Here is a 15581-nt window from a genome sequence, read left to right as displayed (position 1 = left end):
GGCTCCGTCGAGCCGAGACCGTGGCTCTCGTCCTCCGCCCCGACAATCCCCTCGACACCGTCTCGCGCCGCAGCGATGCGCGACCAAGGAACACCGTGTCTACGCCAGTCAAGAAACCCAGCACGTTCGCTTCGATCCTCCGTCTCTACCCCTACGCGAAGTCGGCCCTCCCGCGCATCTACCTCGGAATGGTCTCCGCGCTCCTCGCCGCGCTCGTCGCCCTCGCGATCCCGCAGGTGCTGAGGTCTCTCGTCGACGGTCCCCTGCAAGACGGCGATTCGAGTGAGATCTGGGTTCCCGTGCTCGTCGTTCTCGCGCTCGGCGTCATCGAGGCCGTGATGATCTGGCTGCGCCGGTGGTTCGTGCTGCAGCCCGGCACGAGGGTCGAGGCGGGGATGCGCAACGCGTTCTACGAGAAACTCCAAGACCTCCCCGTGTCGTTCCACGATCGGTGGGCGAGCGGGCAACTGCTCTCGCGAGCGGTGAGCGACCTCAACATCATCCGCCGCTGGATGTCGTTCGGGCTCGTGCTGCTCGTCGTCAACATCGCGACGATCGTCGTCGGATTCGTGTTCCTGATCTCGATCAACTGGATGCTCGGCGTGCTCTTCATGGTGTGCTCCGTGCCGATGTGGATCTACGGCTACGTGTTCGAGAAGAAGTACTCGGTCGTGTCTCGACGGAGCCAAGACCAGGCGGGGGATCTCGCGACATCCGTCGAGGAGTCGGTGCACGGAATCCGGGTGCTCAAGGCGTTCGGGCGCGGCGGTCACGCGCTGCGCAACTTCGTGAACCAGGCGGAGGACCTCCGCGGCACCGAGATCGAGAAGGCCCGCGCCGTCGCGGGCATCTGGCTGTGGCTGCTCCTCGTTCCCGACGTGACGTTCGCGCTCTCGCTCTTCGGCGGGGTGCTCCTCGCCGCGGACGGCCAGCTGAGCGTCGGTGAGCTCGTCGCCTTCTTCGCGACGGCCACGGTCTTGCGCTTTCCCGTCGAGTCGATCGGCTACCTGCTCGCGATGACGTTCGACGCACGCACCGCGGCCGATCGCTTCTTCGAGGTCATGGATCAGGAGAACACCATCACCGACCCCGAGTCTCCCGTGGTCATCGACGACCCTGAGGGCCGACTCGTGTTCGAGGGCGTGCACTTCCGCTACCAGGATTCGCCCGCGCAGTTTCCCGACCTCCTCGACGGCATCGATCTCGCTCTCGAACCCGGAGAGACGATGGCTCTCGTCGGGCTCACGGGCTCGGGCAAGTCGACGCTCACGGCACTCTCGACACGGCTCTACGACGTGACGGCGGGGCGCATCACCCTCGATGGGGTCGACATCCGGCATCTCACGCGCCACGATCTGCGCAGGCACATCGCCATGGCGTTCGAAGACGCCATCCTCTTCTCGGCCTCGGTGAGAGACAACGTGCTCCTCGGTCGGCCCGAGGCGAGCGACGCCGATCTCGCCGAAGCGCTCGACATCGCGCAGGCGGCCTTCGTGCACGACCTCCCCCACGGTGTCGAGACCCTCGTCGGCGAGGAGGGGCTGAGCCTCTCGGGAGGGCAGCGCCAGCGTCTCGCCCTCGCGCGCGCTGTCGCGGCCCGACCCGAGGTGCTCGTGCTCGACGACCCCCTCTCGGCTCTCGACGTCGACACCGAAGCCCTCGTCGAAGCGGCGCTGCGCCGCGTGCTCGCCTCGACGACGGGCCTCATCGTGGCCCACCGCCCCTCGACGGTCATGCTCGCCGATCGCGTCGCCCTGCTCGAGAGGGGCAGGGTCACGGCGGTCGGCACGCACTCGCACTTGCTCGCGACCAACGACCACTACCGGTTCGTCATCTCGAGCCTCGACGAGGAAGCAGCCGCGGCGATGCCAGACCCCGGGCCCGACACCGTGCCCGACCCCGCGCCCGGCCCCCTGCCCGATGTTCTGCACGACACCGCCGCACCCAACACGAGAGGGGCCCTCTCATGAGTGTGCGGGGTGTCGAGGGTGAAGAGCGCGACGACTTCACGAAGGCCGAGAGCCGCCAGATCCGGAGGCGATCCCTTCGCCTGCTCGGGTCGCTACTGCGTCCGCTCACGGCGCGCGTCGTGCTCACGATGCTCGTGGTCTCGGTCAGCTCGGCCGCCCAGGTGGCCGGCCCCGCTCTCATCGCCTACGGGATCGACGCCGGGCTCCCCGGCATCATCGACGGCGAGTGGATGCCGCTCGGGTTCGCGGTGGGCGCCTACCTCGGCACGGGTGTCATCGGCGCGCTGCTCATCGCGTGGTACACCGTGCTCGCCGCTCGGGTGAGCCAGGCGATCCTCATCGACTTGCGCAAGCGCGTGTTCCTGCACACGCAGCGGTTGAGCCTCGAGTTCCACGAGAGTTACACATCGGGCCGCATCATCGCCCGCCAGACGAGCGACCTCGACTCGATTCGCGAGCTGCTCGACTCGGGCATCAACCAGCTCGTGCAGGGCGTGCTCTACATGGTCTTCATCGCGGGGGCGCTCGTCTTGATCGACCCCACGAGCGGGCTCGTGCTCGCGGCGTTCCTCATTCCGCTCGCGCTTCTCACGCGCTGGTTCCAGGTGCGATCGCAGCGCGTGTTCCGCGAGACGCGGGTCGCGTCGGCGCGCCTCATCGTGCACTTCGTCGAGACGATGACGGGCATCCGTGCCGTCAAAGCCTTCCGCAAGGAGAAGCGCAACGCCGACGACTTCGCGGGCTACGTCGAGGCCTATCGCGACTCGAACAGCCGGGTCATCCGCCTCTTCGGCATCTTCGATCCGGGCCTCGTGCTCATCGGGAACGTCGCGCTCGCCGTCGTGCTGCTCGTGGGCGGCCTGAGGGTCGCCGACGGCTCGCTCGCGATCGGTGTCCTCCTCGCGGCACTCCTCTACACGAGGCAGTTCTTCGCGCCCGCGCAAGAGATCGCGATGTTCTACAACTCCTACCAGTCGGCCGCTGCCGCGCTCGAGAAGATCTCGGGAGTGCTCGAGGAGACACCGAGCGTGCCCGATCCCGTCACTCCCGTCGACCTGTGGAAAGCGGATGGCGCGGTCTCGTTCTCGGGGGTCGAGTTCGCCTACAAGCGCGACACCGTGATCCTCCCCGAATTCGATCTCGATATCCCCGCGGGCCAGGTGATCGCGCTCGTCGGCTCGACGGGCGCCGGAAAGTCCACGCTCGCCAAACTCATCTCGAGGTTCTACGACCCGAGCAAGGGCACGGTGTCCCTCGACGGCGTCGACCTCACCTCGCTCCACCCCAAGGACCTGCGCCGCGCCATCGTCATGGTCACGCAAGAGGCCTATCTCTTCTCGGGGTCGGTCGCCGACAACATCGCTCTCGGCAAACCCGACGCGACGCGCGAGCAGATCGTCGAGGCGGCTCGAGCTGTCGGGGCGCACGAGTTCATCGAGGGGCTGCCCGGCGGCTACGACACCGACGTCAACAAGCGCGGGGGACGCGTGTCGGCCGGGCAGCGCCAGCTCATCTCGTTCGCGCGCGCGTTCCTCGCCGATCCCGTCGTGCTCATCCTCGACGAGGCGACGGCGTCGCTCGACATCCCGAGCGAGCGACTCGTGCAGGAGGGGCTCACGACGCTTCTCGCCGAGCGCACGGCCATCATCATCGCCCACCGGCTCTCGACCGTCGCGATCGCCGATCGCGTGCTCGTCATGGAACACGGCCGCATCGTCGAAGACGGCACACCCGCTGACCTCATCGCCGGCACGGGCAAGTTCGCACAATTGCATGCGGCGTGGCGGGACTCGCTCGTCTAGCGGGCCTCGAGGGTGACGCGAGGCCCGCTCGGCCGGTGAGGCCGCGAGGTCACGCGGCGTTCGTCCAGGCGAACCACGAGCCCGAGTGCTCGAAGACCTGCCAGTCGGTCGCGCACACGAGCCCCTCGTCCGGCTCGCTCGAGGGCCACCATCCGGCCTCGAGGGGAGGTTCGCCCGAGAGGGCGCCCTCCACGCACTCGTCGGGATCGACGCCGCTCTCGCTCGTGAACCGCAGCATGTTCCCCGGTTCCCGGACGATGAAGCGCACCGCGAGGTCGGTCGAATCGTCGGGCACCCAGTCGGCCGAGCGGAAGACGAGCTCCGCGTTCTCGGAGAAGTCCGCATAGTCGACGTATCGCGCTTCCGAGGTCGTCGCGAAGGCCTCGAGGACCGTGCACCCGCTGAGGGTCGTCGCGCCGAGCACGGCGACCGTCGCGGTGGCGACGACGGTGAGGGATCGGCGTGCGGCCGAGCGGGAGGGGAGCGAGCGGGGTGTCATGTGGGGGTCCTTCGGTTGGTGTACCCCCAGTCGACCGCGTCGGCGAGCGGATGTCGTCACCCCCGCGTCGCGACGCCGTCACCCCTCGGTCGCTCGGTCATCCGTCGCGAGGATGACTCCCGCGTTCAGTCGGGAGAGAACCGCGCTCTCGCAAGCGCGATCCGCGGGAACTCGCCCGCCGAGGTGAGCGGTGTCTGCTCGTCGAGGTAGTGCTCGAGCGCTCGGGCCTCGTGACCGGCGGCTGGTCTGCCGTCGGCTCGCACCACGCGCCACCACGCGACGGTCGACCCGTATCTCGCGAGCACGGCGCCGACGGCGCGTGCCGCCCGTGTTCCTATGGCGGCGGCGACGTCGCCGTAGGTCATGACGCGTCCTGCCGGTATGGAGTCGACGACCGCGAGCACTCGCGAGACGAAGTCATCCGCAGCGTCGGTCACACTCGTGACTCAGAGGTCCATCGCCCCGATGTTCTCGCCGTACTGCGTCTGGTCGACGACGGCGAATCCGACCCTGATGAAGAACTCCTCGGGGCCGTCGTCTCCCGGCTCCCAGATGACGGTGAGCCGCGTGAAGCCGCGCTTGCGCGCCTCGTCGGCGACGGACATCACGACGTAGCGACCGACGCCGCGGCCCTGGGCCTCGGCGGCGACGTTCATGCGCCAGATGCAGCTCTGGAATTCGGGCTCGTGCGCCTCGGGATCGAAGTTCGCCATGATGAACGCGACGACCTCGTCGTCGTCGTCGAGCACGACGCGCGACCAGCTCGTGCTCGGATCGAGGAACGGGCTCGCCATCGCGTAGGAGACGGGAGCGATGAACTGCTCCTGACCCGGTTTGAGCGTGAGGTTGTTCGCCGCGACGGCGTTCTTCGCCGACAGTTCTTCGAGTCTCAGGTCAGCCATGTCTCCAGGCTAGCTTGAGGCGGCGGACGCGAGGTAGGCCGCGGCTCGCCTGGCGTGGTTCTCCCCCGAGAAGTATCTCGATGTCGAGATAGTTGGCCCGAAGTGTAGGCTGTTTGGCGGCCCACCGAACGAACCGAGGAGATCACCAGTGTCGAAGATCAAGGTAGAAGGAACCGTCGTCGAACTCGACGGCGACGAGATGACGCGCATCATCTGGCAGTCGATCAAAGACACGCTCATCCACCCCTACCTCGACATCGACCTCGAGTACTACGACCTCGGAATCGAGCACCGCGACGCGACCGACGACCAGGTCACGATCGACGCGGCTCACGCCATCCAGAAGCACGGCGTCGGCGTCAAGTGCGCGACGATCACCCCCGACGAGGCCCGCGTCGAAGAGTTCGGTCTCAAGAAGATGTGGCGCTCGCCGAACGGAACCATCCGCAACATCCTCGGCGGCGTGATCTTCCGCGAGCCGATCATCATCTCGAACATCCCCCGCCTCGTGCCCGGCTGGAACAAGCCCATCATCATCGGTCGTCACGCCTTCGGCGACCAGTACCGCGCGACCGACTTCCGCTTCGCGGGCGAGGGCACGCTCTCGGTGAGCTTCACCCCGAAAGACGGCTCCGAGCCCCAGCAGTTCGAGGTCTTCCAGTCTCCCGGTGACGGCATCGCCCAGGTGCAGTACAACCTCGACGACTCGATCATCGACTTCGCCCGGGCGAGCCTCAACTACGGTCTGAGCCGCAACTACCCGGTCTACCTGTCGACCAAGAACACGATCCTCAAGGCCTACGACGGTCGGTTCAAGGACATCTTCGAGGAGATCTTCCAGACCGAGTTCAAAGAGCGTTTCGACGCTGCCGGTCTCACCTATGAGCACCGCCTCATCGACGACATGGTCGCGTCGGCCATGAAGTGGGAGGGCGGCTACGTCTGGGCCTGCAAGAACTACGACGGAGACGTGCAGAGCGACACCGTCGCCCAGGGCTTCGGCTCGCTCGGGCTCATGACCTCGGTTCTCGCGACCCCCGACGGCAAGGTCGTCGAGGCGGAAGCCGCGCACGGCACGGTCACGCGTCACTACCGCCAGCACCAGGCCGGCAAGCCGACCTCGACGAACCCCATCGCGTCGATCTACGCCTGGACGCGCGGTCTCGCGCACCGCGGCCTGCTCGACGACAACCAGGCCCTCATCGACTTCGCGTCGACGCTCGAAGACGTCGTCATCACGACCGTCGAGTCCGGCGCCATGACGAAGGACCTCGCGATCCTCGTCGGTCCCGACCAGAAGTGGCAGACGACCGAGGAGTTCCTCGACACGCTCGACAAGAACCTCGCTGCGCGCCTGGGCTGATCACCGCCGAACCGCACCCGCGAATCGCGTCGTGCCGTTCGCCCCACCGGGCGACGGGGCGGCGCGATTCGTGCGTGGGGCCGGGGTCGGGCCTCGATCGCCCGCTCAGTACCCGGCGAAGTGGTCGGTCGTGACGCGCGAGGCGCCGAGGCGACGAAGCGCCGCGGCCGTCGCCGTGACCATCGCGGGTGCTCCCGAGACGAATGCCCGCCTGGACGCCGCATCCGGCACCTCGCGCCGCAACAGGTCGATGTCGATGGGCCCCGCGCCCGCCCAGCGCCACGTCGCGGGGAGGTTCTGCGGCTCACTCGGCGAGACGAGCACGACGGAGTGCTCTGCGAGCTCGTCGGAGAAGGCCAACTCCCGCAGAGAGGCGACCTCGTAGACGAGCACCGAGTCCCTGGCTCGACCGCGTCCGCGGTCGTCCGCGAGCTGGCTCACGAAGGGTGTCACCCCGATGCCGCGAGCGACGAGCAGCACGGGGACCCCTTCGTCTCTCGGGAGCACGAAGTCGCCGGCGACCTGCGTCGCCGATACGCTCGCCCCGGGGCGCAGCGCGGCGAGGGTGCGCTTGAACGAGCTCGAGGGGTCGTTCATCCGCAGGCTCACGCTCACCGTGTCGTCGCCGGGAGCGGAGGAGAGCGTGAACACGCGTCTCGACCCGCGTGCGTCGGCGCGGTCGTGCGGAAGGGTGAGTTCGATGTACTGCCCGGCGCGGAATGGCACGCGAGCGGCGGGGGCGAACGTGAAGCGCGCGGCTGTCGGGGTGAGGTCGTCGCGACCGACGTAGCGGAGCGAGACCCGTCGACGCTGGCCCGCGGCGAACGCCGCGATGTTGCCGATGACGAGAGCCATTTCGAACGAGAGCGACACCGGTCCGAGAAAGACGAGACCAACGACGCCGAAGAGCGCCCCGACGAGCGCCGCGAGGGCGAGCTGCTGCCAGCGCCGGGGCGGGAGGGTGAGCGGCTCGCTCAGCATGAACGCGGCGAAGAACACGATCGGGTAGGACACGAAGGCCGTCGCGGTCGCGTCGAGGAGCGTCGAGCCCGACCAGGCGAGTCGACCGACGAGGATGCTCGCGCTCGCGACGATGAAGACCCCCGCGAGAGCGAATCGACGCACCCGGTGGAGCACGAGCGCCGCGCCGACGACGACGAAGGGGAGCATCGCTGCCGTCGCGACCCACCAGACCGCGGAATCGAACCCGAGGAGGGCGACGATCATCGCCCCGGCGGCGGCCGGGTTGAGGATGTGACGTCGACGCCACGCGATGACGTATTTCGAGGCGGTCGCGAGCGCGCTCGCGAGGGCGACGACCGCGAGGTCGCGCGGTTCGCTCGATGGCCAGAACAGAAAGAACACGAGCAGAGCGGTGATGAGCGAGGACTCGACGTGCGGCCGCGTGCGGAACAGGAGGGCCATCACGCGCGATGCGACGAGCGTGCTCGCGATCGCGACGGCCCCACTCGCGAGGATGTCGAGGGGAGCGTACGGCAGCATGCCGAGGGCGGAGAGCCCGAGCGAGATGAGGGCGAGCGCGGCGAGGACGAGCGTCACGAGGCGATACATCGTCACGCGTCCGAGCGTGCGGTCGAGGGTCGCGAGGGCCGAGATCATGCGGCCCCCTCGTGCGCGGCGGCACGGTCCGCGGAGATCCGGTCGGCGACGGTCTCGTGCGCGAAGATCTGCCCGGTGAAGCCGGCCGACCGCTCGATCGTTCCGTCGGCGAGCATCCGCACCCACTCGAAGTCGAAGTGCTCGGCGAGGCGCGAGGGGTCGCCGACGATGAGAGCCGTCGCGAGGCCGTCCGCCTCGATGCCCGTCGCCGCGATCGCCCAGCTCGCGGCGACCGCGCTCGTGGGGCGGCCCGTCACGGCGTCGAGGATGTGGTGCGCGCCGCGCCACACCCGACGATTCGACGCCGAGGCGCCGATCGCCCCCGTCGAGAGGTCGACGATCCCGATGGCTTTCGTCGCGTCGCGCGGGTGTTCGAGAGCGACCCGCAGGGCGCGCGGTGCGCGGTGCACGATGTCGCCGCTGCCGTCGACCGTGTGCTCGTCGACTCCCGCGCGGCTCAGCAGCGCGCTCAGGATGTCTGCGAGGTATCCCTTGCCGGCTGCCCCGACGTCGAGGGTCACCGGTCGGAACGTCTCGATCGAGCGGCCGTGCCACGAGATCGCGTCGTCCCACGAGGGGACGGACGAGATGCGCGGTGCGGGCACGAGGGAGTAGTGCTCGTCGTAACCCCAGTCGGAGAGGGTGCGCCCGACGAGGGGGCTCACAGCGCCGTCGGTCGCGGCGTAGAGGCGACGGTAGACGTCGAGGAGCCCGGGAGCGTCGTCGGGCAGGATCGTGCGGCCGGCGGTGCTCGCGATGCGCGCGACGAGGGAGTCGGGCCGGAATCGCGACCAGTCGCGGTCGAACCGCTCGACACGATCTGCGACGGCCTCGACGAGAGACGCGTCGAGGGGCAGGGGAGTGTCGATCGACCAGCGGGTGCCGATCGCATCGAAACGGTGGCTCACGAGGTCGGTCATCACAGGAGAACCGGGCGTGCGGCCGCAGGCGGCGTCATCGCGCGGCCTCAGCTCGCGGCATCCGCTTTGATCTGTGCGACGGCCGCCATGAAACCGTCGCTCGTGAGCGACGACCCGGCGACCTTGTCGACGGCGAGGTCGTCGATGTCGACCCCGACGACTTCGGCGTCGATGCCGTCGATGAACTCGCTCTGGTAGCGCTCGGCGTTGCCGGACGTCGCGTTCCCGGTGACGGAGACCTCGGTCACGATGTTGTCGGCGAGGGTCAACTCGACGTCGATCGACTCGGTGCCGCCCGGGCTCTGGTAGTCGCCCGCGGCCGAGTAGCTGCCGTCGGCGTAGTCGCCCGACGTGGTCGGCGCGGACCCGCCCGTCGAGTCGGACCCGGTCGAGGCGTCGGGTGTCGAGCACCCGGCGAGGGCCGTGGCGACGGAGATGCCTCCGAAGACGAGGGCGGCGGTGCGGCGGCGGGCGGCGGTCACGGGATCTCCTCGAAGTGTGGTGCCGTCACGGTGGCGGTGCCGACGGCGGTGCTGATCGAATTCATTGTTGCGGGGCACTGCTATGTATTCGCTGCGAAGCCTCGCAGAGCTTGGTCGCCCCTCGAGACTCGCGTCGGTGCTCCCCGCGACGCGGGTCGGGAGCCGCGCGCTACTTGAAGATGATGGTTCGATCGCCGTCGAGGAGCACGCGGTTCTCGGCGTACCACTTGACCGCTTGGGTGAGCGTGCGCGACTCCTCGTCCTGACCGATCGCGACGAGCTGCGCGGGTGTCCTCGAGTGGTCGACCCTCACGACGTTCTGCTCGATGATGGGCCCCTCGTCGAGGTCGGGGGTCACGAAGTGCGCGGTCGCACCGATGAGCTTCACGCCGCGGGCGTGGGCTTGCTTGTAGGGGTTCGCGCCCTTGAACCCGGGGAGGAACGAGTGGTGGATGTTGATGACCCTCCCCTCGAGCTTGGCGCACAGTTCGCTCGACAGGATCTGCATGTAGCGGGCGAGCACGACGAGTTCGATGTCGTGGGCCTCGACCGCCTCGAGCACGCGCGCTTCGAACGCGGCCTTCTGCTCGGCATCCGTCACGGGGAGGGACTCGAAGGGAACGGAGTAGAACTCGGCGAGTCCGGCGAGCGACTCGTGGTTGCTCAGCACGAGGGGCACCTCGATCGGCAGCTGCCCGGCGCGCGTGCGGAAGAGGATGTCGTTGAGGCAGTGCGCCGCCGTGCTCGCGAGCACGAGGGTGCGCAGAGGGCGGCCGACGACGTCGAGTCGCCACGTCATGTCGTAGCTCTCGGCGATCGGCTCGAGTGCGGTCTCGAACTGCTCGCGCGTTCGCGGCGACTCGACCTGCAGGCGCATGAAGAACCGCCCGGTGTCGTCACTCGAGAACTGCTGCGACTCGGTGATGTTGCCCCCCGTGTCGACGACGACTCCGCTCACGGCATGCACGATGCCGGGTCGGTCGTCGCACACGATGGTCAGGGCCCAGTGGGTGGAGTCGGTCACCGTGACAGCGTACGGGTCTGGAGGCCCTGCGATAGTCTGGCCGCGATGGCCTCGAACGGGAGGCATCCCGCGGACGGCGACACGATCCACACTCTCCCAGGGAAGCCCTTCTCCTATGAACGCGCCCCACAACCGATCCCCGCGCTCGCCGAGCGGTTCCGCATCCGCAGCGAAGCCGTTCCCGTGGTTCGGCCTCGTCATCCTCTCGGGCGCGATCTTCGTGTGCGTCACGAGTGAATTCCTGCCGACCGGTCTCCTGCCGCAACTGGCCGAGGGTCTCGCCGTGACCGAATCGCAGGTCGGATTGCTCGTCACGGTCTACGCGGGCACGGTCGTCGTGAGCGCGCCCATCCTCACGACCCTCACGAGACGCTTCGACCGCAAGACCCTCGTGATCGTCGTGCTCACGACGTTCGCGCTCACCAACGTGCTCGTCGCTCTCGCACCGAACTTCGCCGTGGTCGTCGTCGCCCGCATGCTCGGTGGTCTCGCCCACGGCCTGTTCTGGGCCGTCGTCGGGGCGTACTCGGGCTACCTCGTGCCGCGCGAGCAGCTCGCCCGTGCGGTGGCGATCACGAGCGCCGGGGCGACGACGGCGTTCGTTCTCGGTGTGCCGGTCGGCACAGCGCTCGGCACGGCTCTCGGCTGGCGCATGGCCTTCGTCGTGATGGCCGTGACGATCGTCGTGCTCACGGTGCTCGTCGTCTTCTTCCTGCCCGCCGTCAAGCACGGGGTCGAGCTGCGCACGGGCGAGATCCCCCTCCCCGCGCGCAAAGACAAGTCCATCCCGGGTGTCGTGCTCCTGTGCGCCATCGTGGCCGTCATCATGATCGGCCAGAACCTCTTCTACACCTACATCGTGCCGTTCTACACGGGCGTCAGCGGGTTCGCGGAGTCGAGCGTGAGCGTGCTGCTCTTCGTCTACGGGGGAGCGGGCGCGGTCGGTCTCATCCTCGTCGGTATCGTCGGCGCGCGCTATCCGCGGGCGAGCCTCGCGGGGGCCTTCGCGATCGTCGCGATCGCCGTCACGGTGATCGGCCTCGTTCCCGAGCAGCGCATCATCGTCGTCGTCGCCCTCATCGTGTGGGGCATCGCGTTCGGTGGCGGCCCAGCCCTCCTGCAGACCCGGATGCTGCAGACCGCGTCGGTTCGCGTGCGCGATCAGGCCTCGGCGTGGTTCACGGTCTCGTTCAACGTGGGCATCGGGGGCGGCGCCTTCATCGGCGGGCAGCTCTACGACACCGTGGGTCTCGAGACCCTTCCGTTCTTCGAGGCGTCGATCGTCGCGGCGGGTGTCGTGCTCATCGTCGCGAGCGATCGCGTCATCAGCCGGCGTCGGCGGGCTCGCGTGGAGCCGCAGACATCCGAGATCCCGACGATCCCCACCTAGCATGACGACCATCGCGACCATCCTGAGTGCTGTCGGCGCTGTGGCTTTTCCGGTGCTTTCCCTCTACAGCTGGAGACACTCCGACGGTCGGGCGGAGAATTTCGGGGTGCTTCTTCGCGTTCACCCCTCGTTCTGGCCACCAGCGCTCATGCTGCTCGGCGTGGCGCTCCTCATGAACTTCCTCGGTGAGATCGGCTTCTTCGACCTGGGCACGCTCATCCCCGCCTTCGTCGCCGTCTTGCTATTCGGAGTCGTGACGGTGTGCTCCATCGGCATGCTGCACGGGGTGGGTGCAGGCGTGCTCTATCCCGCGATCCCTTTTCTCGTGCCACCCCGGGCTCGCGAGAAGGCGCGGAGAGAACGTGCCGCACGACGCCGCAGGCGGTCTGCCAGACGCGGCAGACCGCCGCGGGGGTAGACTGACAGCGTCGCGACTGGCGTTCAGATGGGCACCCATCGGGGAGCGATTGACACGGTTGGTGGCCGTACGCCTGGGCCATTCCACACAAGACGTCGAGTGTGCGCCGAGCGTGCCTTCGACCCGTGACAAGGAGCTGCCAGTGTCCGAATCCCATTTCTCCGCCTTCACCGAGCCCCTCTCGGTCGTCGACCCCGAGATCGCCGAAGTGCTCGAGCTCGAGCTCGGCCGCCAGCGCGGCACCCTCGAGATGATCGCGAGCGAGAACTTCGTGCCTCGCGCCGTGCTGCAAGCGCAGGGTTCGGTGCTCACCAACAAGTACGCCGAGGGATACCCCGGTCGCCGGTACTACGGCGGGTGCGAGTTCGTCGACGTCGCCGAGTCGCTCGCGATCGCGCGAGCGAAGCAGCTCTTCGGTGCCGAGTTCGCCAACGTGCAACCGCACTCCGGGGCATCCGCCAACGCCGCGGTGCTCTCGGCGATCGCCGACCCCGGCGACACGATCCTCGGCCTCGAGCTCGCTCACGGCGGTCACCTGACCCACGGCATGAAGCTCAACTTCTCGGGCAAGCTCTACAACGCGGTGGCCTACGGCGTCGACCCCGACACCTTCCTCATCGACATGGATGTCGTGCGCGTCAAGGCGCGCGAGCACAAACCGCGCGTGATCATCGCGGGCTGGTCGGCCTACCCCCGCCAGCTCGACTTCGCCGCCTTCCGGGAAATCGCGGATGAGGTCGGCGCGACGCTGTGGGTCGACATGGCCCACTTCGCCGGGCTCGTCGCTGCGGGCCTCCACCCCTCTCCCGTGCCGTTCGCCGACGTCGTGTCGTCGACGGTGCACAAGACCCTCGGCGGACCGCGGTCGGGAATCATTCTGAGCCGCGACACCGCGCTCGCGAAGAAGCTCAACAGCAACGTCTTCCCCGGCCAGCAGGGCGGGCCGCTCATGCACGTGATCGCGGCGAAGGCGACGGCGTTCAAGCTCGCGATGGAGCCCGCGTTCCGCGACCGGCAGGAGCGCACCATCCGGGGGGCCCAGTTGCTCGCCGAGCGTCTCATGGCGCCCGACACCGCGTCGGCGGGCGTCGACGTGCTCACCGGGGGCACCGACGTGCACCTCGTGCTCGCCGATCTGCGCAATTCGCCGCTCGACGGCAAGCAAGCGGAAGACGCGCTCCACACGGTCGGCATCACGGTCAACCGCAACTCTGTGCCCTTCGACCCTCGCCCGCCGATGGTCACGTCGGGGCTCCGCATCGGCACGCCCGCGCTCGCGACGCGCGGTTTCGGCGACGCCGAGTTCACCGAGGTCTCCGACATCATCGCGTCGACTCTTCTCCCGGGTGCCGACCTCGAGTCGCTCTCGAGTCGAGTGACGGCTCTCGCCGACCGGTTCCCGCTCTACGACGGCCTCGAGCAGTGGTAGCCGTTCGCTTGGACGGCGTCGCAACGGCGACCGCGGTGAAGAACGACCTCGCCGGCCGCATCGCGGTACTGCGCGAGCGAGGCATCACGCCCGGTCTCGGCACGCTGCTCGTCGGTGACGACCCCGGCTCGCTCTCCTACGTCGCGGGCAAGCACCGTGATTGCGCCGAGGTGGGAATCGAGTCGATCAGGGTCGACCTCCCCGCGTCGGCGACCGAGCGCGAGGTGCGGGACGCGATCGCCGGTCTCAACGCCGATCCCGCCGTCACGGGGTACATCATCCAGCTCCCGCTCCCCGCGGGCATCGACGAGAACGCGATGCTCGAGCTCATGGATCCGGCGAAAGACGCCGACGGACTGCACCCCACCAACCTCGGGCGACTCGTGCTCGGTGTCGCGGGCGAGCTCGATTCGCCGCTCCCGTGCACTCCCGCGGGCATCGTGGAGATGCTCGAGCGCCACGACGTGCCGATCGCCGGGGCCGAGGTCGTCGTGATCGGGCGCGGACTCACGGTCGGCCGGCCTCTTGGCCTCCTCCTCACTCGCAAGGGACTCGACGCGACGGTGACGCTCACGCACTCCCGCACCGCGAACCTCGCGGAGCACGTGCGTCGGGCAGACATCGTCGTCGCCGCGGTCGGCTCTCCCTCGCTCGTGCAACCGGAGTGGGTCAAGCCCGGGGCCACGGTGCTCGACGTCGGCATCACGCGCGTCGTCGACCCCGAGACCGGCAAGGCCAAGCTGCGAGGCGACGTCGACCCGCGAGTGACGGATGTCGCGGCCTTCGTGTCGCCCGTGCCCGGGGGAGTGGGACCGATGACCCGCGCGATGCTCCTCGAGAACGTCGTGCAGGCGGCCGAACGACTCTAGGTCGAGGTCGCGCGCTCCGCGGTGGGCGGCCCGGGTGTCGGCGGCCCGGGTGACGGCGCCTCAGGTGTCGGAGGCCCAGGTGTCGGAGGCTCAGTCTCCGAGCCACCCGATGCCGCACGAGATCGCGGTGCGATCCGACCCCGGTTCCCATCCTGGAACGTCGCCGACGCTCTCGGCGGCGAGGTCGCTGACCTCGACCGAGCACGCCTCGATCGTCGCGCCCGACTCGAACGGCACCGTGAACCCGTAGTGGCCGTAGATCCACTGGTCGTCATCGGGCACCGATCGACCGCTCTCATAGTTGCTCACGGCCGTCGCCTCGCCCGACCCCGTCAACTGGTAGCGGCCCGTGCACGTCGTGTTGGTCACGACCTCGGCGACGTTCTCGCCCGACACGATGCGGCCGAAGTAGGGGCTACCCACCTGGAGGTCGACGGGTGCGAAGAACGTGTGTCCCTCGGGGGTCGCCGTGTAGTCCAGGCGCATGAGGCTGCTGCCGTACTCGGCGAGGCTCGCCGCCGAGACGGGGGCGGTGACGTCGGAGACGCTCGCGGCGTCCATGGCGCGGCATCCGTCGACGAGCATCTCCACGAGGTCGGCGGCTCGCGGGTCGGTCGAGGGCACGGGCTCGAACCCGGTGAGACTGATGTCGACGGTCGTGTTGTCGATCGCCCGCACCTTGGCCGAGACGGTGAAGAGGGTCGTGTCGGGTTCGACGATCGAGGGTGACGGCGTCGGCGTCACCTCGGGGGCGGCGGGCGCCGAGGGCGGGGGGTCGGCCGTCGCAGACGGCGGCGTGCACCCGGTGAGCAGACCTGCGCTCAAGATCACGAGCGCGGAACCGATCGTCGCGGTCCGCGGCGCGAGGCGACGACGTGTCACGTCCGCCCTCC

The 15581-nt window shown here is 68.7% G+C and carries 15 protein-coding genes and 1 riboswitch; of the genes, 7 read left to right on the top strand and 8 right to left on the bottom strand.

Annotated elements, in window-relative coordinates:
- Positions 1 to 188 precede the first annotated feature (188 nt).
- On the top strand, positions 189 to 1970 hold the full coding sequence (locus ACLHG5_RS12665) for an ABC transporter ATP-binding protein (RefSeq protein WP_411319094.1): 1782 nt from the start codon (positions 189 to 191) through the stop codon (positions 1968 to 1970).
- A complete protein-coding gene (locus ACLHG5_RS12660) occupies positions 1967 to 3772 on the top strand; it encodes an ABC transporter ATP-binding protein (protein ID WP_411317385.1) in 1806 nt (601 codons plus the stop codon). The genes ACLHG5_RS12665 and ACLHG5_RS12660 overlap by 4 nt, the downstream gene beginning before the upstream one ends.
- 49 nt (positions 3773 to 3821) lie before the next feature.
- On the opposite strand, the gene ACLHG5_RS12655 is transcribed toward ACLHG5_RS12660, so the two are convergent.
- The 3 genes from ACLHG5_RS12655 to ACLHG5_RS12645 all read right to left on the bottom strand — a co-directional run bounded on the left by ACLHG5_RS12655 (position 3822) and on the right by ACLHG5_RS12645 (position 5173).
- Positions 3822 to 4271, bottom strand: coding sequence for a hypothetical protein (locus tag ACLHG5_RS12655; protein ID WP_411317386.1), 450 nt, complete (start codon positions 4269 to 4271; stop codon positions 3822 to 3824).
- 125 nt (positions 4272 to 4396) lie between these two features.
- On the bottom strand, positions 4397 to 4708 hold the full coding sequence (locus ACLHG5_RS12650; protein WP_411319051.1) for an MGMT family protein: 312 nt from the start codon (positions 4706 to 4708) through the stop codon (positions 4397 to 4399).
- Positions 4709 to 4717: 9 nt separating this feature from the next.
- Positions 4718 to 5173: a GNAT family N-acetyltransferase gene (locus tag ACLHG5_RS12645; RefSeq protein WP_411317388.1), complete on the bottom strand. Its 456-nt coding sequence runs from the start codon at positions 5171 to 5173 to the stop codon at positions 4718 to 4720.
- A gap of 148 nt (positions 5174 to 5321) precedes the next feature.
- Here ACLHG5_RS12645 and ACLHG5_RS12640 point away from each other — a divergent pair, with 148 nt between their 5' ends.
- Positions 5322 to 6536, top strand: coding sequence for an NADP-dependent isocitrate dehydrogenase (locus ACLHG5_RS12640; RefSeq protein WP_411317389.1), 1215 nt, complete (start codon positions 5322 to 5324; stop codon positions 6534 to 6536).
- A gap of 105 nt (positions 6537 to 6641) precedes the next feature.
- On the opposite strand, the gene ACLHG5_RS12635 is transcribed toward ACLHG5_RS12640, so the two are convergent.
- The 4 genes from ACLHG5_RS12635 to purU all read right to left on the bottom strand — a co-directional run bounded on the left by ACLHG5_RS12635 (position 6642) and on the right by purU (position 10582).
- The gene (locus ACLHG5_RS12635; RefSeq protein ID WP_411319050.1) at positions 6642 to 8156 is read right to left on the bottom strand and encodes an oxidoreductase; all 1515 of its coding nucleotides are present in this window, start codon (positions 8154 to 8156) and stop codon (positions 6642 to 6644) included.
- A complete protein-coding gene (locus ACLHG5_RS12630) occupies positions 8153 to 9076 on the bottom strand; it encodes an FAD:protein FMN transferase (protein WP_411319049.1) in 924 nt (307 codons plus the stop codon). The genes ACLHG5_RS12635 and ACLHG5_RS12630 overlap by 4 nt, the downstream gene beginning before the upstream one ends.
- 47 nt (positions 9077 to 9123) lie before the next feature.
- Positions 9124 to 9558 carry a hypothetical protein gene (locus ACLHG5_RS12625; RefSeq protein WP_411319048.1) on the bottom strand — a complete coding sequence of 145 codons (435 nt, stop codon included), beginning with the start codon at positions 9556 to 9558 and terminating at the stop codon, positions 9124 to 9126.
- Between the two features lie 169 nt (positions 9559 to 9727).
- Complete coding sequence (gene purU / locus ACLHG5_RS12620; RefSeq protein WP_411317393.1) at positions 9728 to 10582, bottom strand: formyltetrahydrofolate deformylase; 855 nt, start codon at positions 10580 to 10582, stop codon at positions 9728 to 9730.
- A 115-nt stretch (positions 10583 to 10697) separates the two neighbouring features.
- Between purU and ACLHG5_RS12615 the strand changes: the two genes are divergently transcribed.
- From ACLHG5_RS12615 to ACLHG5_RS12600, 4 genes are all read left to right on the top strand, one after another.
- Positions 10698 to 11972, top strand: coding sequence for an MFS transporter (locus tag ACLHG5_RS12615; RefSeq protein WP_411319047.1), 1275 nt, complete (start codon positions 10698 to 10700; stop codon positions 11970 to 11972).
- A 1-nt stretch (position 11973) separates the two neighbouring features.
- Positions 11974 to 12390, top strand: a complete 417-nt coding sequence (locus ACLHG5_RS12610; RefSeq protein ID WP_411319046.1) for a hypothetical protein — start codon at positions 11974 to 11976, stop codon at positions 12388 to 12390.
- A 2-nt stretch (positions 12391 to 12392) separates the two neighbouring features.
- Positions 12393 to 12476, top strand: a riboswitch (ZMP/ZTP riboswitch).
- Positions 12477 to 12532: 56 nt separating this feature from the next.
- Positions 12533 to 13819 carry a serine hydroxymethyltransferase gene (gene glyA, locus ACLHG5_RS12605; RefSeq protein WP_411319045.1) on the top strand — a complete coding sequence of 429 codons (1287 nt, stop codon included), beginning with the start codon at positions 12533 to 12535 and terminating at the stop codon, positions 13817 to 13819.
- Positions 13813 to 14688, top strand: a complete 876-nt coding sequence (locus ACLHG5_RS12600) for a bifunctional methylenetetrahydrofolate dehydrogenase/methenyltetrahydrofolate cyclohydrolase (RefSeq protein ID WP_411317397.1) — start codon at positions 13813 to 13815, stop codon at positions 14686 to 14688. Before glyA ends, ACLHG5_RS12600 begins: the two co-directional genes overlap by 7 nt.
- 90 nt (positions 14689 to 14778) lie before the next feature.
- Here the strand turns inward: ACLHG5_RS12600 and ACLHG5_RS12595 are convergent, their stop codons facing one another.
- Complete coding sequence (locus ACLHG5_RS12595) at positions 14779 to 15570, bottom strand: hypothetical protein (protein ID WP_411317398.1); 792 nt, start codon at positions 15568 to 15570, stop codon at positions 14779 to 14781.
- Positions 15571 to 15581: the final 11 nt, after the last annotated feature.

It is taken from the genome of Marisediminicola sp. LYQ85, from assembly GCF_046600695.1.
Lineage (GTDB): Bacteria > Actinomycetota > Actinomycetes > Actinomycetales > Microbacteriaceae > Marisediminicola.
The sequence above is the reverse complement of the archived record's forward strand: the minus strand, read 5'-3'. Positions and strand labels throughout refer to the sequence as shown.

Excerpts from the sequence above, each read along its gene's own strand:
- ACLHG5_RS12665 (WP_411319094.1), top strand. The coding sequence starts at position 189 with ATGGTCTCCGCGCTCCTCGCCGCGCTCGTCGCCCTCGCGATCCCGCAG.
- ACLHG5_RS12660 (WP_411317385.1), top strand. The coding sequence starts at position 1,967 with ATGAGTGTGCGGGGTGTCGAGGGTGAAGAGCGCGACGACTTCACGAAG.
- ACLHG5_RS12655 (WP_411317386.1), bottom strand. The coding sequence starts at position 4,271 with ATGACACCCCGCTCGCTCCCCTCCCGCTCGGCCGCACGCCGATCCCTC.
- ACLHG5_RS12645 (WP_411317388.1), bottom strand. The coding sequence starts at position 5,173 with ATGGCTGACCTGAGACTCGAAGAACTGTCGGCGAAGAACGCCGTCGCG.
- ACLHG5_RS12635 (WP_411319050.1), bottom strand. The coding sequence starts at position 8,156 with ATGATCTCGGCCCTCGCGACCCTCGACCGCACGCTCGGACGCGTGACG.
- ACLHG5_RS12630 (WP_411319049.1), bottom strand. The coding sequence starts at position 9,076 with ATGACCGACCTCGTGAGCCACCGTTTCGATGCGATCGGCACCCGCTGG.
- ACLHG5_RS12615 (WP_411319047.1), top strand. The coding sequence starts at position 10,698 with ATGAACGCGCCCCACAACCGATCCCCGCGCTCGCCGAGCGGTTCCGCA.
- ACLHG5_RS12610 (WP_411319046.1), top strand. The coding sequence starts at position 11,974 with ATGACGACCATCGCGACCATCCTGAGTGCTGTCGGCGCTGTGGCTTTT.